Here is a 20,258-nt window from a genome sequence, read left to right on the forward strand (position 1 = left end):
CTCAGGCCCCTGGGAAGGTGACAACGCTCGGAGTGCCGAGGTTGCCGCCCTCCTCCTCGATCAGCATCATTTCGTGATCTGGCGACCGATCCGCCGGGACGATTTCGCCGCGTTGCAGATTCTCGATGAGCGTTTGGTGCGAAATAGCGCCGGACTGCCAGGCTTTGACGAGTTCGCGGATCGCGTCACTCGCCATCTCGACCGATACGAAGTCGCGGGACATTTCGAAGACCACCTCATCCGGCGACGATGCCGTCCAGGTGGCTGCAAGCCGCAGAAGGCGCCGCATCGCGGCCTCGGTCATGCGGACGGCGCCTGCGAGGAGCGACATTTCCGCCCGACCGCGCATCTTGGCCGTGTCCGATGACTCGTTGCGGTTCTGGCCTTCGTGGATCATGCGGGCGCCGAGCGCGGCCATCTCGTTCTTCTTTTCGGCCATCACCTCACGCAGGTGCTGAATGCCGTTGCCTTGCATTTCAAGCATCCCGGCTTGAGCGCCTTCGGGCAAGACCCAGAACGCACCAGAACCCAAGGACTGCGGGCGCTGGTCTTCTTGGATATTGCCGCAGACATACGGGGTCGGCTGCGAGGTGAGGAACAGAGCGTGTTCGAGGTCAGCCGCGTTGCGATAGTGGGACAGAGCGACATTGACCAGGTCGAGCATCGGGGGCTTCGGCGGTGCCGCGCGCAGTTCATAGGGCGAGACGAAGACGATGGGAATCTCCGTCAGCGGCTTGCCGTTGATCGTAGGCACCAGCGGCTCTGTGATTGGCACCAGGTTTTCGCCGTCCACCTCGAAGCGCTGAACCGTATAGATGCCATCGGTCAGGGTCAGCAGAAGGTGTCGCTCCACCTCGTCGTCGAAGTCGTCGTCTTCCGCGAGTCGAACCATGACAAGGCGCGAGCGGCCCTCCACGACGGCCTCGCGGTAGTCCAGGATTGTCGAGGCCGTGAAGACAGAGATGTAGGGAGCCGAGAACGCGGCCGCGCCGCTCGTCGGGTAGTCGAGCAACAGCGCGATTTGGCCCACCGAAAGAGTGTCGTGCAGGATCTTCTCGACCAGCACATCCAGGGAGTCACCACGGAAGGTCGCGTTCTCGATCATGGGCACGAGTGCCGTTGGCAGCTTGATCTGGGGGTCATGGGCGAGGGCTAGACCTGTCAGGCCGCGGAGCGTGCGCTCAGCCACAGGGAAGTAGTGTGCGCGAGCGAGATAGGCCGAATAGTCCGCCACGGACATGCCGGAGGGTTGGGGCAAGTAAACCTGCCCCTGGCGCTTGACCTGCTCTTCCCCGTCAAGGGCGTCCAGGACTTTCTCGACCTGGGCCGCACGCACGTCGTAGGTGCGATGATGGATCCGCTCGGCCATGGTCAAGCGTCCTGCATGATCAGGGGGAAGACGAGCGGGTAAGGAATGTGCATCTTGCCGTTCTTGTATTCGACGGTGATGCCATCGGGCACGTGCCTGACCGAGGCGCCCAGGTAGACGGTCTGCTGCGCGTCGGGGTTCATGAGCGTGGCACGGATCACTTCCAGCATACACTCCTTCGGCAGCGGGACAGGCAGGAAGCTGCGCGACGAGTTGGTGGTAGTCGTGATCGTGCAGTCACGTTCACCTTGGCCTTCGATGTAAACTTTCACTGTGATTCTCCTGTGGCAGTTGGGCGGCTGCTTGGTCGTCATGCGCGCGGCAGCCGACCGGTAAGCCCGCGTGCAGCTTGATTTTCGGAAGAACACATCAGGAACGAAAGCAGATTAGAAGGTGTCGCCAGGGAAAACGAGGTGGAGAAGCGGTCGGTGGGAACGACCAAGCAATTGCCGTCGTTTCAGAACGTCGCAGCAGCGCGGCGCTAAGGCGGCAAGCGCACGTTTGGGCGTCAGCATACCTCCAAAGCTAAGACACCGCCTTAGCGCCGCGCTCTGAGGCGCGTTGGCGCGGTTGCAGTGCTAAGTGGCCTGCGACAGCGCGGATGTTGAGCAGGAAGACCGATGACTGCGGTGTTGGAGGGGTCGCGAGGTGCAGAACTGAGGTCAGTCTTGCAACGTCCGACGCGTTGCAAGGCAGATATCCAGGATTTATGTTAAATATCAATAGGTTGTTTGTATAGACCTACGCATTATCTATGCGTATCTGAACAGAAATCCAAGATGGGGCGGATTTCTGTGCGCTCTGTGGCGAGCCGTTTGCGTATGTCGCGCGCACACGCACGTGCATAATAAAATGATGTTATCAATCGGCCATGCCAGCACATCAGAACTGTCATCATCATTTTATTATGCACGTGCGCGCGTGCGCATAGTAGCGACGCAGCAGGACGAGCAACTTTACTGGCAACGAGCTACGCCGACCGGCACCCCTGGACCTCAGATGCTGGCATTGCCACCTTTGATCTCGGTTAGGTCCACATGCCCCAGGCGATATAATTAGGCTACCAACTGATAACGGAGTCTGACCAATGCCCAACATTCTGGCCCACGCTCAACTGCTCAAAGCCCATGGCGAACCGATCTACGTCATCAAGCAGTGGCTCGCGCCCGTAACGACGGCAGACGAGCGCCGCGAAGTCATCGCGGCGCTCGACCTCCCTACCTGCGCTCAGGCAGCCTAGAGATACTGCTTCACCAGTTCGACTTCCCTCTCCAGCCGCTTCTTGGCCCTCTCATCGATTTCATCCGGCGCATCTTTCAGCCGCTTGAGGAGGTACTTGAGATTGCTGGGGTCATGCGCCATGCGCTTCGCCCACCGGTGCAGCTCGCGTTCCTGGTAATACGGCGAGCTGGTATCTTTACCCTGCACCAGTGCCTCCAGGAACGCCGTCGTGCCCGACAGCCATCCCTGGGCTTCGCGCTCGTCAGGTTCCCGCCAGTGCTTGCCATCCTCGGACACCTGCAGAATCCTCGACTCGTTGGACTCATAGCCAACGCTATCGCGGTTCCATACCTGCACGGTCTCCTGACGGTACCAGAGACCCCAGAGTTCGCTATTCTGAACGGACGTGCCCTCTTCCTCGGCGAAGCCGCCCCACTGCCCCTCACTCGACAGCACTCGCTCCCATTTACCATTCGGCGGCAGAGAGGGCGTTGCCAGCGGGAAGTCGTTGTCGAAGATCTCATCAAGGCGTTCCTCGATCTCCCACAGACACGTCTCGCGGGCGTAATCCCCAGCCCAGTCGAGCCACGCGAACGGATCTTTGGGGTCAGAGGGGTCGATCATAGTCAGACGCCCGCAGTAGTAGCGCTTGAATTTCTCTTCGACGAGCGAACGTGCCTCCGCCTTCGTGACCACCCGGTCTTCGACGACGAGTCGGTAGAGTATCTGGTCGAGGCCCCTTTGGTTCCAGCGGCGCGGCTCCTTCGCGTCCTTCTCCCAGATTTCGAATACACCGCTCGGGCCGTCCTTCCGGAAGGCCTGAGCCCATTTTGTATAATCGCGCGCGCCGTCAAGCGCCGCCGCCATGCGGGTCCACCAGTCGTCGAAGCGCTCGCGGAGTGCCGCAATCTTCTTGTCCGAAGCCGAGCGGCCCGAGAACCACGCCCTGAACGTCGAGGGCGACATATCGGGTTTCAGCGTGTCGAACCACCAGTCAGCTGACGCGAAGTTCTTCATATAGCCGCGCAGGTCGTCACCGGGTTCCTCGATATAATCGAATGGCCGGGCGATTTGGCTAGACCAGAGGTCATCGAGCGACTCGATAAGCCCTTCCCACACTTCCTGGCAATTGAGCGCGCGATTCCACGACGAGTAGTTCTTCTGCTCGTCGAGCACCTCGCTATCATCGTTAGCGAGATCCTGATTACAGAAGTCGACAACTCGCTGCTTCGAACCACGACTGAACTTCACGAGGTCCTTCGCGACCGACTCATCGAGCACAGCCAGGTCTTTTTCCTTATTGCGCCCGCTCATGCCCGGTACTCCTTGAGGAAAGTGACCAGGTCGTCGCGCAGATAGCGGACAATGCGCGGATTGGGCTGGCTGAACTTCGGGCCACAGCCATCCTTACGCCAGCGGAAGAGGGTTTCAGTCGTTACCCCGATGTATTCCGCCGCCTCGGGCGGCGTCATCACCTCAGGGGGATGTGACCTGACAAGGTCACGGTGCAGGTCAGCAAGCTGCTGACCAATCATTTCGATTGTCATGGAAAAGCTCCGGTTGCAGGTTCTAGCCCCGAGGGGCGATTGTCTCTGCGTTGCTGTCGCGGGCCTCGCTTCCCCCTCAGGGGATAGGTCGGCCTTGCCGCACCGCGTCCGTTGCTAATCCGTTGCTATGATCAAGCTAGGCGGAGCCTTGGCGAATTTCAACAACATTAGAAGGTAACGCCTGATTCTTCGCCTTAGGCGCTAGCCTGCTTGAGGTTGACCACGTTGGCGGGGCCGCGCTTGATCTGAGCGTTGATTGCGGAGGCGATGGCATTTGCTCCGGCGTACTGCTCGTCCGGCGTTGCGACCCCGTAGTGGCCGATCATGCCAAATTCTGCACTTTTCATCGTGTGCAGGCCGAGCCATTTCTGGACGTGCAATTTCGCCACCCCACGGGCAATGGTCATCCAGTAGTGCCGAAGATCACCTGCATTCGTGGTACCGAACTTGTCGATGGCATCGAGGCAGCCGCGCGTGCCATCCATTTTACGCCGGGAGGGAAATACCCATTGGCAGTCATCTGCGCGAATCTCGCGGAGCTTCCCGATGATACGTGCGGCATCGTCGGCCAGGACGATCTCGCGGTCCTCTGGGCGCCGTTTGATCGGCTTGTCCAACAGCAGCGCGGTCACGGTCCTGCCGTCTGCAAGCACAACCTCTCGCACCCGGTCCCAGGTGAGTTCACGAAGGGGGCGGCCACGGATGCCCGTATAGACGGTCAGCATTAAGGCAAGTCGCTTGTGGGCATTCTCCACCCGCTGAATATCTGCCCACCGGTCGGCCAGTGGCACAGACATGTCCAACCGCGAGGTCTCAACCCTGCTCTTGTGCTTCGTCGGATCGACCAGTTGTGGCACCGGGAGGTCGCGAGACGCCACGCGCCCGATGAAGCGAATAACTGAGCCTGCGACGGCCGCTGCGCGCGCCGCAGCCTCCGGCTTCTCCGCCTGAAGATCGTTCAGGTAGGAGGCAATTTCATACACTGGCAACTCGTCAACCGTGATATGCGCCCAGCTACCGAGGTGTTTCTTAAACGAGCCGCGATAGTCGCGAATGGTCGAATCGGCCATCGAGCGTTTGCCAGAAGCCCGAGCGCCCGATTTCCGCTCGATCATGAGTTCCAAGGCGTCCTGGAAGGTCGGCAACGAGTTGGGTTTGTCGATGACTCGCTCGGCCCGTGTCTTGGCCTTGCCCTCCACAATATCCAGGATGACCTTGCCAACCTGACCCTTCGCCCAGCGCGTATGCGTACCTCTGTCGGCCCACTGCGCGAGCTTGATCTGGCGGGTCTTGTTCGCTTGCGAGTCCCACTTCACGGCATACCAAGTCTTCACCCCCGGCCCGGTGACGCAGAGCCGGAGGCCCTTCACACTGGGGTCCGTGAACCAGGTGGTCTTGTCTGTCTTAAGCTTGGCGATTGCTGTGTCGGTGAACTTGATCTGTGGCATGACCGTTTCCTTGCAATGGGCGTGCTGTTGCAAGGTTCACGATACGTTCTAACCGGAATCAAACCCAACCGAGAATTGGTCAAGTACCTTATTTTGTTGAGGTTTTACGGCGAAACGCCACCGAGTGTTGCCGAGGTTTTCGCATTACGAATGACGTGCTCTACCAGCTGAGCTACACCGGCATCCTTCTCGATCCGGGAAGGACACGCGCGTCGCAGACGCGATTGATCAACCCCGGTGGCGCGCCTGATAGCACCATCTTTGCGGGGTGTGTAGCCCTAATTTGCCGCCCGCCGGGGGGGATCTTCGGCAGCCTCCCCGGATGTCGGTTCGGCGATCACCTCGGCATCTTCGACCTCTGCCTCCGGCGGCGGCTCTGGCGTTTCCGCAGCCTCCGGCGCGCGGCTGCCGGGGGCGCCGACGATCAGCGGCAGCATCTCGGTCTGCGTCGCGCTCGGACCGCTGGAGACCGGCGGCTCACGCCACGAAAGCGTGTCGAAACCGCCGCAATTCTCGCAGACCGGCCCCCATGACGTATGTACCGCCTGGCAGGTATCGCAGACCCAGTGCGGGCCGCGCGGCGCAGTCAGCGCCCGGGTCAGCCAACCGCGGACCACCGCGTCGTCGGAACCTTCGCCACGCTCGATCGCCGCCATGATGGTCAGGGCGCGGGCCGTGGGCCTGGTCTCGACAAGGTCACCCAACGCCCGGCGTGCCGCAGGGAAATCTTCGGCCGCGATCTCAAGCTCCGCCAGCAGCATCCGGGTTTCGGGGTCGTCGGGGTGTACCGAGGTCAGCGTGCGGAACCGCTTGAGCCGCTCGGCCGGGGTCTCGTCCGGCGCGATCTCGGCGAAGGCGGCGGCAAGGTCGGGGTGCGGGCTGACCTCCCAGGTCTTGCGCAGCACGCGGGTCGCGTATTTCGGCTTGCCGTCCGCGATGTAGCCGCGTGCGGCCATCGCGGCGGCGGGGATCAGGTCGGGCGACTTGCGGTTGGCCGCGATCGCCGCCTCGCGCGCCTCGATCGACTTGCCGCTGTCGAGGATATCCTTCGCCTCCTGCAGGGCCAGGACGGCGTCGCGCCTACGGTGCACGTCGCGCGGCAGGTAGCCCGAGCGGGCCTTGGCGCTGAGGGTGGCGCGCGCGCCGGTCCAGTCGCCCTGCCGCGCCTGCAGCTCCAGCAGGATATCCTGCGTCTCGGCGTGGCGCGGTTTCAGCGCAAAGGCCTTTTCCGCCAGCGCCTTGGCAGTCTCGGTATCGCCCTCGGCCAGCTTCTGCTTCATGATCCCGCGGATACCGACGAAGCGGCTGCGGTCGTCGGTCAGCAGGTCCTTGTAGACGGCTTCGGCCTTCTTGGTATCGCCCACCATCTCGGCCGCCTGCGCGGTGATCAGGTTGGTCAGCTCCGGCCGGCCCAGAAGCTTTTCCGCCCGCTGCGCCTTGATCATGGCCAGTCGCCCCTCGCCGGAGGCAAGCGCCATGTAGCCGTCGGACAGCGCGTCATATCCCTTCCGCTCGCGGTTGCGGTCGAAATAGCGGCTGACCGCGGTTTCATCACCGTTGAGAAAGCGCAGCACGGCGACCAGAAGGCCGACCAGTTTGATCACCAGCCAGAGCACCGCCATCAGCAGGATCACGGCGATCACCGCCTGCAGCGGACCGAGCGAGAACTCCCAGCCGCCGATGGCGAGCCGAAGGCCGCCGCCCATGTCCATCAGCATGCCGGCACCCATGGTGAGCGCGGCGATCACGGCGACGAAGAGCAGAACCTTGATTAGCGACCAGAGCATGACTGTCCCCTCACTTGCCGTTCGGCTGGTTGGCGAGCGCGGCGCCGATCTTCCTGGCCGCGGCCTGAGCCTTGAGGCGGGTCTGGACCCGCTTGACCCAGTCCGACATCGCCTGCTGCCCCGGTTCGGGCAGCGATTTGATCGTCTCTATCGCTGCGGAAAGATCGCCCTTTTCAACGTCTGCACGGGCGCGCGAGAGCACGGCGTCGGGGCTGTCGCCTTGCCGTGGCGTCAATGACCTGGCCCCGGTCTGAACCTGCAGGAAGGCGGTCACCCGATCCCAGACCCCGCCATTCACCTTGCCGCGGACGGAGGCCGTCAGCGCGTCGCGCGCGGCCGGATCGAAGGCCTGCCGCAGCGCCGCCATCGTCGGTACCCCGTTCTGCGCCGTACCCGAAAGGGCCTCGGGCACGTCGACCCCCCCGGCGCTCAGCACCGACACGGCATCGGCATAGCCGCCACCTGCATTCAGCGCCGCCTCGATCTGGGTGACGGCGGCCCGTTCACGGGCCAGCTTGGCCTCGGCCTCGGCCCTGGCCTTTTCCTCGTCCGCCGACTTGCGCGCGGCGTCGAGCCGGTTCTGAACGTCGGTCTCCAGCTTGTTCACGCGCTGTTCAAGCTGCCCGATCTCGTCCTGCGTCGCCTTGGGCAGGGTGCCCTGCGCGCTGCTGGCCTGGGTCTTGATGCCGGACAGGCCACTCTTCAGCTCGGAAATCGCAAGGGTGTTCGTCTGGATCCCCGCGGCAAAGGTCTTCTTCTGGTCGTCGAGCCGCTTGCCAAGATCGCTGTCCAGCTTCCCGGCACGGGCCGAGGCGTCCGCCGCGGCCTTCGCGGTCTGGTCAAGCTTCTGTTGCAGCGCAGCGATGTCCTTCTGCTGGCGGTCCAGCGTGGACTTGAGTTGCGCAGTCGCATCGTTGCGTGCGGCGAAGGGCCAGCCCTTGTTGACGTATTGCCCGGCACCAAAGCCCAGAGCGGCGGCGACCACCCCGCCAAAGAACAGCGGTACGAAGCCGGGCCCGCGCTTCACCACCACGGGCGCCGGCGCCTCGGGCGCGGGACGCTCTTCGACTGGCGGATCTTCGGGCGGCAGATCTTCGGGCGGGACGTCGTCGGAGACGGCAGGCCCGGTCCCCTCGTCCGGCAGCTCCGTCGGATCGGTGGCCCCGGTCGGCTCGCGGGACTCGATAGCGGGCTCTTCCATCGGCTCGGACGCCGCGTCCTCCTCCGGTTCGGGGGGCGGCGTCGCACCTTCGGAAAGGGTCTTTTCAGGTTCGGTCGCGGGGGTCTTCGCGGTCTCTGCGGTGTCAGGAGTCGTCTCAGGCGCCTCGGCGGACGTTGCGTTATCTTTCGGCGTCTTACGGCCCGCCATCTGCATCCCTCCTGACTTGCAGGGCCTTGTCGGCCGCCCCGCCTCGCCCGACTGTAGACTGCGGCAGCGCGACCCTCAAGCCGGGCGAACTGCGGCCAACCGCTGCGCCAGGGCGTCGATCATCGCTTGCGCGTCGGGGCGGGAGGCAATGGTCAGCGTCTCGGCCGGCAGTCCGCTTACCCCCTCGGCCACAGCCTGGCTGAGCGCAACGACATGAAGCGGCGCCTGCGCCCCCGCCGCCTGCGCCACCAGAAGGCGCGCCGTCCGGGGCGAGAATATCGGCAGGAGCACCGGCGCCTTTCCGCCCAGAACTGCCTGTCCCTCCTCCCCAAGCGGGCACTCCGCCTGATCGTAGAGGATGACCGAATGTGTCTCGATCCCGGCAGAGGTCAGGGTTTCTGCCACCTCCCCGCGGCTGTGTCGGCCCCGCGCATGCAGGAGCGGCCCCCGGACGCCCGAAGCGCGGATCATCGCGATCAACGCCGCGGCGTCGCCATGGGCGCTGACGGCGGCAAACCCCGCTTCGGTCGCGATCTCGGCGGTACGGTCGCCCACGCACCACGCCGCACCGCCAAGATCCGGCGCAAGACGGTGCAGGGCGCGGACACCGGTTTCCGAAGTGAAGATCACGCCCTGGGGCCGATCCGGCAGCGGAGTGTCAAGGAAACGTGTCTCGGTCAGCCGGGCCATGACCACGGGCACGGGGCCAAACCGATCGTGCAACGCCTTCGCGAAGCGGGCCGATTGCGCGGCGGGACGGGTCAGGAGAATGGTGGGGGCCATTGTTTCGGGCGGGTCCGGATGCTACCTGCTGTGCAGCTTTCCCGATCCGGCCCGGCAATGAAAGACCTCCTTCTCCTCGGCCTCGAATCCTCGTGCGACGATACCGGCGCGGCCGTGGTGCGCGCACGGACCGATGGCAGCGCCGAGATCCTGTCTTCGGTGGTCGCCGGGCAGACGGCACTGCATGCGCCCTTCGGCGGCGTCGTGCCCGAGATCGCGGCGCGGGCCCATGCCGAAAAGATCGACCTCTGTGTCGAGGAGGCGCTGGTGGAAGCCGGGGTCGGCTTGTCGGCCTTCGACGCTGTCGCGGTGACCGCGGGGCCGGGGCTGATCGGCGGCGTGCTCTCCGGGGTGATGTGCGCGAAGGGGATCGCGGCGGGCGCCGGTCTGCCGTTGATCGGGGTGAACCATCTGGCCGGGCACGCGCTGACGCCGCGGCTGACGGACGGGCTTCAATTTCCCTATCTCATGCTGTTGGTCTCCGGCGGGCATTGCCAGTTCCTGATCGTGCGAAACAGTGACGAATTCAGCCGGATCGGCGGAACGATCGACGATGCGCCCGGCGAGGCCTTCGACAAGGCGGCCAAGATCCTGGGCCTGCCGCAGCCCGGTGGGCCTGCCGTCGAGGCAGAGGCGCGCGCGGGCGATCCGGCGCGGTTCGCCCTGCCCCGGCCCCTGCTGGACCGGCCGGGTTGCGACTTTTCCTTCTCGGGGCTGAAGACGGCCCTGCTGCGGGCGCGCGACGCGCTGGTTGCGGAAAAGGGCGGGCTGACGCGGGCCGACCGCGCCGATCTTTGCGCCAGCTTCCAGGCCGCGGTAACCGACGTGATCGCGGCAAAGTCACGCCGGGCGCTTGCGCTCTACATGGCCGAAGCGCCCGCGGCGCCCGCCTTCGCCGTGGCAGGCGGGGTGGCCGCGAACGCGACGATCCGTGACGCACTCGAAAAGGTTTCGGCCGGGGCCGGCGCGCGGTTCGTCGCGCCGCCGCTGCGGCTTTGTACCGACAATGCGGCGATGATCGCCTGGGCGGGGGTGGAACTCTTCCGTGCAGGACGGCGCGACGGGATGGACCTTGCGGCGCGTCCCCGCTGGCCGCTGGACCGCAGCCGCCCCGCGCTGATCGGATCGGGCAAGAAGGGCGCTAAGGCATGAGCGCGGTCGGCATTGTCGGGGCCGGCGCGTTCGGCACCGCGCTGGCGGTCGCGCTGGCGCGCAACGGGCCCGAGGTCACGCTCTGGAGCCGCGATGCCGACGCGGTCGCCAGGATCGCCGCGAGCCGGCAGAACGCGGCGCGACTGCCCGGCGTGGATCTGCCGGAAAACGTGACTGTCACGGCGGAAATCGCGGATCTTCCCGAAGGTGCCCCGATCCTCCTGTCGGTGCCGATGCAACAGCTGGGCGGGTTTCTTGCCGCCAATCCCGGGCTTGGCCGAGGCGTGCTCGTGGCCTGCTGCAAGGGGATCGACCTGACCACGTTGGAGGGGCCGGCCACGCTTATCGGCCGGCTTGCACCCGGCGCGGTGCCGGCGATGCTGACCGGGCCGAGCTTTGCCGCCGACATCGCGCGGGGCCTTCCCACCGCGCTGACGCTGGCGTGCGCCGACGCGGCGGAAGGCGCGCGGCTGCAGAAAGTGCTTTCTACACCGGTTCTGCGGCTTTACCGCACCACCGATGTGATCGGGGCCGAGCTGGGCGGGGCACTGAAGAACGTGATCGCCATCGCCGCCGGCATGATCATCGGCGCGGGCCTTGGCGACAGCGCCCGTGCCGCGCTGATGACGCGGGGCTATGCCGAGATGGCCAGGATGGCCGCAGCGCTTGGGGGCAGCCCCGAGACGCTGGCCGGCCTGTCCGGGCTGGGCGACCTCGTGCTCACTTGCACCTCAGACCAGTCGCGCAACTTCCGCTTCGGGCATGCGCTGGGGCGGGGCGAGGAGTTCGATCCCTCGGTTACGGTCGAGGGGGCGGCGACGGCGCGGGCGATGGCCCGGCTGGCGCGGGAGCGGGGCGTCGAGATGCCGGTGACCGCGATGATCGCCGCGCTTCTGGACCAACGTATCACGCTTGAACAGGCGGCCGAGAGCCTTTTGACACGACCCCTCAAGGAGGAATGACATGACGACCTATGCCGTGATCTGCCGCGACAAGCCCGGCGCGCTCGACATCCGCAAGGCCACGCGCGATCGGCACCTCGCCTATCTCAACGAGTCCTCCGCCGTCACGCTGGCCGGTCCCTTCGTCAGCCCCGAGGGGGAGATGTGCGGAAGCCTGCTGCTGATCGAGGCCGACAGCCTGGCCGCTGCCAGGGACTGGGCCGCCGGCGATCCCTATGCCAAGGCCGGGCTGTTCGCCGAGGTGAGCGTGCAGGAATGGAAGAAGGTGATCGGCTGATGGCGCACTGGTTGTTCAAGTCGGAGCCCGACACCTGGGGCTGGGACGCCCAGGTCGCGAAGGGCGAGGCCGGCGAGCAATGGGATGGCGTGCGCAATTACCAGGCCCGCAACAACATGCGGGCGATGAAGCTGGGCGACCAGGGGTTCTTCTACCATTCGAACCAGGGCAAGGAGATCGTCGGCATCGTCGAAGTCTGCTCGGAGGCGCATCCCGACAGCACCACCGACGATCCGCGTTGGGAATGCGTGGACATCAAGGCGGTGAAACCGCTGCCCACGCCGGTGAGCCTGGATGATTGCAAGGCCGAGCCGGAGTTGGCGGAGATGGTGCTGGTGAACAATTCGCGCCTGTCGGTGCAGCCGGTGAGCGATGCGGAATGGGCGCTGATCTGCAAGATGGGCGGGCTGTAGGCAATTGCCGGAGACATAAAACAAGGGGTCCCGGCCGCCCCGACCGGAACCCCTTGCCACCCTGGTACACCCCTGCACCACGCGTGAAATTCTGGGTCCGGCCATTCTGGCCCGATGCGATGTGTATATCGCGACCGGCCGCGAGACGCAAGCCTCACGTTCCGAAAAATCATTCAAAAAGAACAGGTTAGCTTAATGAGGCGTTAAGCATGGGCGCCCGCGGCAGTGCAGGCGCCCGGCGCGAGGGTCAGCCGTAGACCGACTCCTTGTTGAAGTGCTTGACCAGCATGTAATAGACGACGGCGCGGTACTTGTTGCGCTCCGACCGGCCATAGGTGTCGATGACGGCGTTGAGCGCGTCCATCAGCTGCGGGCCATCGGCGAGGCCCAGCTTCTTGACGAGGAAGTTGTTCTTGACGGTCTCAAGTTCGGCGCTGTCCGAACCCGCGACGGTGGAGCTGTCGGCGTTGTAGATGGTCGGGCCGCAGCCGATCGTGACCTTGGTCAGCAGGTCCATGTCGGGGGTCATGCCGCACTTGGTCTTCAGATCGTCGGCATACTTGGCGATCAGTTCGTCACGTTTGCTCATGTCGTCTCTCCCACTGTCCCCGTTTGCGGGGCTTCACTGCCCTCAGGCTGATCGAAGCGTAAGCCCAAGCCCCGAGGGAACCAAGAAGAAAAGCGTGCAGGAGGAGAGTACCGCGAAAGGCAGAAGGGGCGGCAGTTGTGCCGCCCCTCCGGGGTCATCAGACGATCAAGGGGCCAGTGGCCGCGCGATCAGTAGCGGTAATGTTCCGACTTGAACGGACCCTCGACAGTGACGCCGATGTAGGCGGCCTGCTCAGGCTGCAGTTGGGTCAGCTTCACGCCGATCTTCGCGAGGTGCAGGCGCGCGACCTTTTCGTCCAGATGCTTGGGCAGGATGTAGACGCCCGGGGCATAATCATCGCCCTTGGTATACAGCTCGATCTGCGCCAGCACCTGGTTGGTGAACGAGGCCGACATCACGAAGGACGGGTGGCCCGTGGCGTTGCCGAGGTTCAGCAGGCGGCCTTCGGACAGCAGGATGATGCGGGCGCCCGAGGGCATCTCGATCATGTCCACCTGGTCCTTGATGTTGGTCCACTTGTGGTTCTTCAGCTGGGCGACCTGGATCTCGTTGTCGAAATGGCCGATGTTGCCGACGATCGCCATGTCCTTCATCGCGCGCATATGCTCGATGCGGATGACGTCCTTGTTGCCGGTGGTGGTGATGAAGATGTCGGCATCCTTGACGACGTCTTCCAGCGTCACGACCTCGAACCCGTCCATCGCGGCCTGCAGGGCGCAGATCGGATCGACCTCGGTCACCTTCACGCGGGCGCCGGCGCCGCGCAGCGACGCGGCCGACCCTTTGCCCACGTCACCATAGCCGCAGACCACCGCGACCTTGCCGGCCATCATCACGTCGGTCGCGCGGCGGATGCCGTCGACCAGCGATTCCTTGCAGCCGTACTTGTTGTCGAACTTCGACTTGGTGACGCTGTCGTTCACGTTGATCGCCGGGAAGGGCAGCAGGCCCTTCTTGTGCAGGTCATAGAGGCGGTGCACGCCGGTGGTGGTTTCCTCGGAAACACCCATGATCGCGTCGCGCTGCTTGGTGAACCAGCCGGGGGTTTCGGCAAGGCGCTTCTTGATCTGCGCGAAGAGGAAGGTTTCCTCCTCGGAGGTCGGCGTCTCGATCAGATCCTTTTCACCGGCTTCGACGCGCGCACCCAGCAGGATGTACATCGTGGCGTCTCCGCCGTCGTCGAGGATCATGTTGCAGGTGCCACCCTCGAACTGGAAGATCTTGTCGGTGTAGGACCAGTAATCCTCAAGGCTCTCGCCCTTGATGGCGAAGACCGGGGTACCGCCCTCGGCGATCGCCGCGGCGGCGTGGTCCTGGGTCGAGAAGATGTTGCACGAGGCCCAGCGCACATCGGCGCCCAGCGCGGTCAGCGTCTCGATCAGCACGGCGGTCTGGATCGTCATGTGCAGGGAACCCGCGATGCGCGCGCCCTTGAGGGGCTTCGAGCTGCCGAATTCCTCGCGCAGGGCCATCAGACCCGGCATCTCCGTCTCGGCGATGTCGAGCTCCTTGCGGCCGTAGTCAGCCAGCGCGATGTCCTTGACGATGTAATCTTTCGGCATGGGTGTGCTCCTTGAACCTTCGGTTGGCGGTCGAATACCATCCGGGGGGGAAATGAACAATGGCTGGCCCCCCGGGCCATACCCCCCGACCTGACGGAGCGCACAAGAATGAAGCAGACACGGGCATGGCAACGCATGCTTTCCGGGCGTCGACTTGATCTGCTGGACCCGACGCCAGTGGATATCGAGATCGAGGACATCGCCCACGGCCTTGCCTTCGTCGCGCGCTGGAACGGGCAGACGGTGGGGGACTGGCCTTATTCCGTGGCCGAGCATTCGCTGCTGGTCGAGGAGATCTTTGGCCGCGCCAATCCCCAGGCGCCAGTGAAATGGCGGCTGGCGGCGCTGCTGCACGATGCGCCGGAATACGTGATCGGTGACATGATCAGCCCGGTGAAGGCTTCGGTGGGCCCTGCCTACGGCGAGCTGGACCAGCGGTTGACCGCGGCAGTGCACATCCGCTTTGGCCTGCCTGCCGCATTGCCGAAGACAGTGAAGAAGGCGATCAAGGCGGCCGACAAGGTATCGGCCTGGCTGGAAGCCACGCAGATCGCGGGCTTTTCCGCTGCAGAGGCGGACAAGTTCTTTGGACGGGTGCCAGAGGCCCTCAAGGCCGGGCTGGAGATCCGCCTGCGCCCCCCGCGGGAGGTGCGCACCGACTACACCGCCCGTCATGCCGCACTGATCGCGGCGATGGACGGGCGGTAAGTCGGTCTATTCAGATCAGCAGGTCGTCGGGCGATTTGCCCGCTTTCAGCGCCTCGATCATCCAGTTCGGCTTGCGGCCGCGACCGGTCCAGGTTTCCGTCGGATCCGCCGGATTGGCGTATTTCGGCGCCGAAACGCTGCGCTTGCGCTTGGTTCCGACCTGGGTCCCGGTCAATTCGGCTAGGGAAAAGCCCATCTCGCGCGCCTTTTCTTCAAGCTGCGCAATGGCATCTTTTTTCTGGCGTTCCTCGTAACTCGCAATCGCTTTCGCGACTTTCGATTGCAACTCTTTAAGCTCTTTCAAGGAAAGGTTGTTCAAATCAGTCGACAATCTAGCCTCCAGTGCTTTTCCGCAGCTTCCTCGCTCTCCACATCAATAAAGTCAAGCGATATATACAAGTTAACCTATTCTTGTTCAGAATAGCTCAAATGTCCATGACGGTGGAATTCGGTAGGAGGAAATCAGCGCGGACTGCGTTTTGCCAGAATGCGCTGCAGCGTGCGGCGGTGCATATTCAGCCGCCGCGCGGTTTCCGAAACGTTGCGGTCGCACAATTCATAGACACGCTGGATATGTTCCCAACGCACCCTGTCAGCCGACATCGGATTTTCCGGCGGGGCCGGCAATTCGTCGGTCCGCGCCAGCAGCGCATTGACGATGTCATTGGCGTCGGCGGGCTTCGACAGGTAGTCGGTCGCGCCGATCTTCACCGCCGCGACAGCCGTGGCGATCGCGCCATATCCGGTCAGCACAACGATGCGCGCGTCGGGGCGTTTCTCGCGCAGCACCTCGACCACGTCGAGCCCATTGCCATCCTCAAGCCGCAGGTCGATCACCGCGTAGGCTGGCGGCCGGCTGGTGGCGATTGCCTTGCCCCCTGCCACGCTTTCCGCCGTCTCGACGGCAAAGCCACGCTTTTCCATGGCGCGTGCCAGCCGCTTGACGAAAGGTTCGTCGTCGTCGACAAGCAAGAGCGAGCGGTCCTGGCCCAGTTCGGCCGTCAGGTCGTCGTCGTCCGCCATGAAATCCCCCGGAAATTCGCGCGTTTGCGGCCCTTTCTATGGCCAAGCGCCCCGAGCGTCAATTTGCCTTCGCGGCACCCACGAAACAGGCGACCCGGTCGGCGATCTGCTGCGGCGTATCCTCGCGCTTGAAAAAGTCGACAAAGCCCGCGCGGGGGAGCACCAGATAGGTAAATGTCGAATGGTCGACGAGGTAGTATTTCTGCCAATCAGCATAGGCTTTGGTACCCGGCGCCGCGTCCGCGGGCGGAGAATGCACCTTGTAATAGGTCTTGTAGGCCCGCGACGCCGCCTTCACCTCCTCGGGCGTGCCCGTCAGCCCGATCATCTTGGGGCTGAAGTTCGCCGCGAACTCCTTGACGACCGCGGGGGTGTCGCGCCCCGGGTCGATCGAGATGAAGACCGCCTGCGCGTCAAGTCCGCGCTTGTCCAGCAGGTCGATGGCGTCGGCGTTGCGCGCACTATCGAGGGGGCAGACATCGGGACAGAAGGTATATCCGAAATAGACCAGCGAGGGCTTGGTGATGACATCCTCGTCGCTGACAGTCCTGCCGTCGCCGTCGGTCAGGGTGAAGGGCCCGCCGATCGCCGCCTTGCCGGCGACCGCGCTGCCGCGGCAGGCCGCGAACCGGTCGCCGCCCGCCTGGCTGCGAAGATAGAGATACCCGCCGACGCCCACGACGATGACCGCCACGAAAACGACAAAGGCGGAAAACACTGCGTTCTGCCGGGTCATGCCTTTCCTCCTCCGTCCCCTCGCGACATTGATCCACGATCACGGGGCAACTAACAATGCTTCACGCTGCCCCATCCCGTTTCCAGCCCGGCCGACAGACATGCCCGCAAGACACCACAGACGCGATATCTTCACCGGCGACGCCCCGTCGAACTGGGTTCGGCTACGCACGCTGATCCTGCTGCGCTGGCTGGCGCTGGCCGGGCAGGCGCTGGCGATCTTCGCCGCGCACCAGTTCTACGGGCTCGACCTCGACCTGGGGCTGTGCCTTCTGGCCGTGCTGGCCGGTGTGCTGGTGAACCTTGGCGCGATCTTCCTCTTCCCCGGCAAGCTGCGACTGACAGAGGTGCAGACGATGGCGATGTTGCTGTTCGACATCTGCCAGCTCGCGCTGCTGCTGTTCCTGACCGGGGGGATGAACAACCCCTTCGCGATACTGATCCTGGCGCCGGTCACCATATCGGCCAGCACGCTGCAACTGCGCACCACCGTGTTCCTCGGCGCCGTGGCGATTACGCTGGTCTCGGCCCTGGCGGTGTTCCACGTACCGCTGGTGCTTCAGGGCGGGCTGGAGCTTGACGTGCCACCGGTCTTCGCCTTCGGTTTCTGGCTGGCAACGGTGATCGGGATCGTGTTTCTCGGGCTCTATTCCTGGCGCGTCGCGACCGAGATGCGGTCGATGTCGGACGCCCTGCTCGCGACGCAGATGGCTCTGTCGCGGGCGCAGAAGCTTACCGATCTCGGCGGCGTCGTGGCGGCCGCGGCGCATGAGCTGGGGACACCCCTTGCGACGATCAAGCTGGTCAGCTCCGAATTGATGGACGAGCTTGAGGGCAGCCCCACGCTGGCCGAGGACGTGGCCCTGATCCGCGACCAGGCCGACCGCTGCCGCGATATCCTGCGATCCATGGGCCAGGCCGGCAAGGACGACCTGCACATGCGCCGCGCCCCGATGGCCGCGCTCCTACGCGAGGCGGCAGAACCGCACATGGGCCGCGGCAAGGAGATCGTCTTCAACGTTCATCCCGGCTCCGGCGGGGACGAACGGCAGCCCACGCTCCTGCGGCAGCCCGAGATCATCCACGGGCTGCGCAATTTCATCCAGAACGCGGTCGATTTCGCGCGTTCGACCGTGTGGGTCGAAGGCGAATGGACCGCCCGGGCGATCACGATCCGGGTCTCGGATGACGGGGCCGGCTATCCGCCCCAGGTGATCACCCGGATCGGCGACCCGTTCGTGCGGTCGCGGCAAAGCGACGAGGATCGCCATCAAAGGCCGGAATACGAAGGCATGGGCCTTGGTCTTTTCATTGCGAAAACCCTTCTCGAAAGGTCCGGCGCGGAACTGAGCTTTGCCAACGGCACCGATCCGTTCGCGCCGAAAAGCGGGATTCCCGCGCGGTCGGGCGCCATCGTTTCGGTCACCTGGCCGCGCGGCCGGATTGCCGCCGACGGGGACGGACCGCTGGGCGAGAATGTGCTGATCACCGGCTGATCCTGTCGCGCATTCCAAACTCATCACAGCACGAAGAAGCGGTGATTTCTACTCGCCCTCGTGTTAACTGTTCGTTAACTTAGTCAACCTTAGGTTTTTCAGAGAGGGTGTTTTTACCCTGGGGGGCTCTGCTTATGGGTTTCGACTGGTCACATGGTGGCTGGGTAGAGTTTATTGTGATCGTTGGTGTTTCCTTCGCGATCGCTTTCGCTTCACTGGTTATTCTGTCCGCTTTTGCATCCAGTCGGGCGGCGCTTTCCCCCGATGCGCTGACCGAACGGACCGAAGGCATCACCTTTCTCTTCGACGAAAGGGAAATGATCGACGCCACCGGACCCGCCCGTGCGCTGTTGAACGCCGGCGAGGGGGAAGACAACTGGTCACGATTGCTGTCGTACCTGCTGCCACGCTTTCCCGGGATCGAGGATCATATCGCCGATCTTTCCGAACGCGGCCGGGTCACGCTGATGTCGCAGGGCCCCCGACCACTTACCCTCAAGGCGGAATGGCGCGGCGGCCTGACCCGGCTTTCCCTGCACGATCCGCGCGCCGCCGGGTCCGGGCCGGGCGCCACGCTCGACCCGATCAGCCAGCGCGCGCTGGAGGATGAATTGTCCGACCTGCGCGGAACGGTCGAGGAGGCCCCCTTCCTCGTCTGGCGCGAGGCGCCGGACCGCGCAGTGATCTGGGCGAACCGCCGCTATCTGGATCTGGCGCGGAAGGATGACGAGGAGGATATCGGCTGGCCGCTGCCGCAGCTCTTTCCCGATCTTGACCTGGCAGAACATGGCCAGGCCCCGGGCGCCACGCGGCGGGCGTCGGTGCGGACGCCGAAGGAGGGTACGACGCTCTGGTTCGACTGTCGCGCGATGCCTGCGGAAGCCGGCCGCTTGGTGTTCGCCCTGCCTGCAGACGCCGCAGTTCAGGCGGAATCGAGCCTGCGCAGCTTTGTCCAGACGCTGACCAAGACCTTCGCGCACCTCACGATCGGCCTTGCCATCTTTGACCGGCAACGCCGGCTGGTGCTGTTCAATCCGGCGTTGATCGAACTGACCCAGATCAGCCCCGAGTTCCTGTCCGCCCGGCCGACGCTGCCCGATTTCCTCGACGCGATGCGCGACCGCCGCACGATCCCGGAACCCAAGGATTACAAGACCTGGCGCGATCAGTTGGCCGCGCTGGAAAAGGCCGCGGCCTCGGGCCAGTACGAGGAAACCTGGACGCTGCCCTCGGGCCTCACCTATCGCGTCACGGGGCGGCCCCACCCCGACGGCGCCGTCGCCTTCCTGTTCGAGGATATCAGTGCCGAGATGAGCCTCACACGCCGGTTCCGCGCGGAGCTGGAGCTTAGTCAGGCCGTCATCGACGCGATGGAAGAGGCGATCGCGGTCTTCTCTCCCGCGGGGCAGCTGATCGTCTCCAACGCGGCATGCGACGGTATCTGGGGTTGCGGCGCCGCCGAGACACCGATCAGCGCCGATCTGTCCGGCATGCTGGCCCGTTGGCGGCAGCTTTGCGCGCCATCTCCGGTCTGGGACCGGCTGGCCGATTTCATCCGCCGCGTCGGGCCGCGCGATCCCTGGTCGGGCGAATTGCGGCTGACGGACGGACGCGCCCTGACTTGTCATTGTGCCCCGGTGACCGGGGGCGCAACCCTTGTCCGGTTCGTCGCCCGGGCGGCGGAGCCGACCGCGCTGGCCGCGCCGGCGGCCACGCCCCCGAAGGCCGGCGCCGCCAGCCCCCGCAAGCGGCGGGCGTGACCCGCCCGGATCGGGCTTGCAGGTGGCTGGCGGCAC

General features: G+C 64.6%; 21 protein-coding genes. 8 read left to right on the forward strand and 13 right to left on the reverse strand.

Going from position 1 to position 20,258, the window contains the following annotated elements:
• Window position 1: 1 nt before the first annotated feature.
• Together CVV76_RS06830 and CVV76_RS24625 are read right to left on the reverse strand one after the other, a co-directional pair.
• Window positions 2-1,369 (reverse strand): DUF4055 domain-containing protein, encoded by a 1,368-nt coding sequence (locus CVV76_RS06830; RefSeq protein ID WP_102223888.1) that lies wholly within the window; start codon window positions 1,367-1,369, stop codon window positions 2-4.
• Window positions 1,370-1,371: 2 nt separating this feature from the next.
• Window positions 1,372-1,641, reverse strand: coding sequence for a hypothetical protein (locus tag CVV76_RS24625; protein WP_146010259.1), 270 nt, complete (start codon window positions 1,639-1,641; stop codon window positions 1,372-1,374).
• A gap of 815 nt (window positions 1,642-2,456) precedes the next feature.
• Here CVV76_RS24625 and CVV76_RS24935 point away from each other — a divergent pair.
• On the forward strand, window positions 2,457-2,609 hold the full coding sequence (locus CVV76_RS24935; protein ID WP_158243111.1) for a hypothetical protein: 153 nt from the start codon (window positions 2,457-2,459) through the stop codon (window positions 2,607-2,609).
• Here the strand turns inward: CVV76_RS24935 and CVV76_RS06835 are convergent.
• From CVV76_RS06835 to CVV76_RS06860, 6 genes are all read right to left on the reverse strand, one after another.
• On the reverse strand, window positions 2,606-3,904 hold the full coding sequence (locus CVV76_RS06835) for a hypothetical protein (protein ID WP_102223889.1): 1,299 nt from the start codon (window positions 3,902-3,904) through the stop codon (window positions 2,606-2,608). The two genes, CVV76_RS24935 and CVV76_RS06835, sit on opposite strands and share 4 nt — an antisense overlap.
• Window positions 3,901-4,137 carry a helix-turn-helix transcriptional regulator gene (locus CVV76_RS06840; protein WP_102223890.1) on the reverse strand — a complete coding sequence of 79 codons (237 nt, stop codon included), beginning with the start codon at window positions 4,135-4,137 and terminating at the stop codon, window positions 3,901-3,903. Before CVV76_RS06840 ends, CVV76_RS06835 begins: the two co-directional genes overlap by 4 nt.
• Window positions 4,138-4,331: 194 nt before the next feature.
• Complete coding sequence (locus tag CVV76_RS06845) at window positions 4,332-5,585, reverse strand: site-specific integrase (RefSeq protein WP_102223891.1); 1,254 nt, start codon at window positions 5,583-5,585, stop codon at window positions 4,332-4,334.
• A gap of 278 nt (window positions 5,586-5,863) precedes the next feature.
• Window positions 5,864-7,372 (reverse strand): heme biosynthesis protein HemY, encoded by a 1,509-nt coding sequence (locus tag CVV76_RS06850; RefSeq protein WP_102223892.1) that lies wholly within the window; start codon window positions 7,370-7,372, stop codon window positions 5,864-5,866.
• A gap of 10 nt (window positions 7,373-7,382) precedes the next feature.
• The gene (locus tag CVV76_RS06855; protein ID WP_233192755.1) at window positions 7,383-8,741 is read right to left on the reverse strand and encodes a mitofilin family membrane protein; all 1,359 of its coding nucleotides are present in this window, start codon (window positions 8,739-8,741) and stop codon (window positions 7,383-7,385) included.
• A gap of 75 nt (window positions 8,742-8,816) precedes the next feature.
• Complete coding sequence (locus CVV76_RS06860; protein ID WP_102223894.1) at window positions 8,817-9,524, reverse strand: uroporphyrinogen-III synthase; 708 nt, start codon at window positions 9,522-9,524, stop codon at window positions 8,817-8,819.
• A 57-nt stretch (window positions 9,525-9,581) separates the two neighbouring features.
• Here CVV76_RS06860 and tsaD point away from each other — a divergent pair, with 57 nt between their 5' ends.
• The 4 genes from tsaD to CVV76_RS06880 are packed head-to-tail and all read left to right on the forward strand — an operon-like array spanning window position 9,582 to window position 12,328.
• Entirely contained in the window at window positions 9,582-10,676 is a 1,095-nt protein-coding gene (tsaD, locus tag CVV76_RS06865) for a tRNA (adenosine(37)-N6)-threonylcarbamoyltransferase complex transferase subunit TsaD (protein ID WP_102223895.1), read from the forward strand.
• Entirely contained in the window at window positions 10,673-11,638 is a 966-nt protein-coding gene (locus CVV76_RS06870) for an NAD(P)H-dependent glycerol-3-phosphate dehydrogenase (protein WP_102223896.1), read from the forward strand. Before tsaD ends, CVV76_RS06870 begins: the two co-directional genes overlap by 4 nt.
• Window position 11,639: 1 nt before the next feature.
• A complete protein-coding gene (locus CVV76_RS06875) occupies window positions 11,640-11,915 on the forward strand; it encodes a YciI family protein (protein WP_102223897.1) in 276 nt (91 codons plus the stop codon).
• Window positions 11,915-12,328, forward strand: a complete 414-nt coding sequence (locus CVV76_RS06880; RefSeq protein ID WP_102223898.1) for an EVE domain-containing protein — start codon at window positions 11,915-11,917, stop codon at window positions 12,326-12,328. Before CVV76_RS06875 ends, CVV76_RS06880 begins: the two co-directional genes overlap by 1 nt.
• Before the next feature lie 247 nt (window positions 12,329-12,575).
• On the opposite strand, the gene CVV76_RS06885 is transcribed toward CVV76_RS06880, so the two are convergent.
• Together CVV76_RS06885 and ahcY are read right to left on the reverse strand one after the other, a co-directional pair.
• The gene (locus CVV76_RS06885) at window positions 12,576-12,917 is read right to left on the reverse strand and encodes a DUF2853 family protein (protein WP_102223899.1); all 342 of its coding nucleotides are present in this window, start codon (window positions 12,915-12,917) and stop codon (window positions 12,576-12,578) included.
• A 188-nt stretch (window positions 12,918-13,105) separates the two neighbouring features.
• Window positions 13,106-14,500 (reverse strand): adenosylhomocysteinase, encoded by a 1,395-nt coding sequence (ahcY, locus tag CVV76_RS06890; RefSeq protein ID WP_102223900.1) that lies wholly within the window; start codon window positions 14,498-14,500, stop codon window positions 13,106-13,108.
• Window positions 14,501-14,608: 108 nt separating this feature from the next.
• Here ahcY and CVV76_RS06895 point away from each other — a divergent pair, with 108 nt between their 5' ends.
• Window positions 14,609-15,208 carry an HD domain-containing protein gene (locus CVV76_RS06895; protein WP_102223901.1) on the forward strand — a complete coding sequence of 200 codons (600 nt, stop codon included), beginning with the start codon at window positions 14,609-14,611 and terminating at the stop codon, window positions 15,206-15,208.
• A gap of 10 nt (window positions 15,209-15,218) precedes the next feature.
• Here the strand turns inward: CVV76_RS06895 and CVV76_RS06900 are convergent, their stop codons facing one another.
• The 3 genes from CVV76_RS06900 to CVV76_RS06910 form a co-directional block, all read right to left on the reverse strand.
• Window positions 15,219-15,539, reverse strand: coding sequence for an H-NS histone family protein (locus CVV76_RS06900; protein WP_102223902.1), 321 nt, complete (start codon window positions 15,537-15,539; stop codon window positions 15,219-15,221).
• 131 nt (window positions 15,540-15,670) lie between these two features.
• Complete coding sequence (locus tag CVV76_RS06905; protein ID WP_102223903.1) at window positions 15,671-16,231, reverse strand: ActR/PrrA/RegA family redox response regulator transcription factor; 561 nt, start codon at window positions 16,229-16,231, stop codon at window positions 15,671-15,673.
• 58 nt (window positions 16,232-16,289) lie between these two features.
• Window positions 16,290-16,967: an SCO family protein gene (locus CVV76_RS06910; protein ID WP_102223904.1), complete on the reverse strand. Its 678-nt coding sequence runs from the start codon at window positions 16,965-16,967 to the stop codon at window positions 16,290-16,292.
• 100 nt (window positions 16,968-17,067) lie between these two features.
• Here CVV76_RS06910 and regB point away from each other — a divergent pair, with 100 nt between their 5' ends.
• Together regB and CVV76_RS06920 are read left to right on the forward strand one after the other, a co-directional pair.
• Window positions 17,068-18,462 (forward strand): sensor histidine kinase RegB, encoded by a 1,395-nt coding sequence (gene regB / locus CVV76_RS06915; protein ID WP_102223905.1) that lies wholly within the window; start codon window positions 17,068-17,070, stop codon window positions 18,460-18,462.
• A 317-nt stretch (window positions 18,463-18,779) separates the two neighbouring features.
• Entirely contained in the window at window positions 18,780-20,222 is a 1,443-nt protein-coding gene (locus CVV76_RS06920; RefSeq protein WP_233192756.1) for a PAS-domain containing protein, read from the forward strand.
• Window positions 20,223-20,258: the final 36 nt, after the last annotated feature.

The sequence above is a fragment of the Acidimangrovimonas sediminis genome, assembly GCF_002871005.1.
Classification (GTDB): Bacteria; Pseudomonadota; Alphaproteobacteria; order Rhodobacterales; family Rhodobacteraceae; genus Acidimangrovimonas; species Acidimangrovimonas sediminis.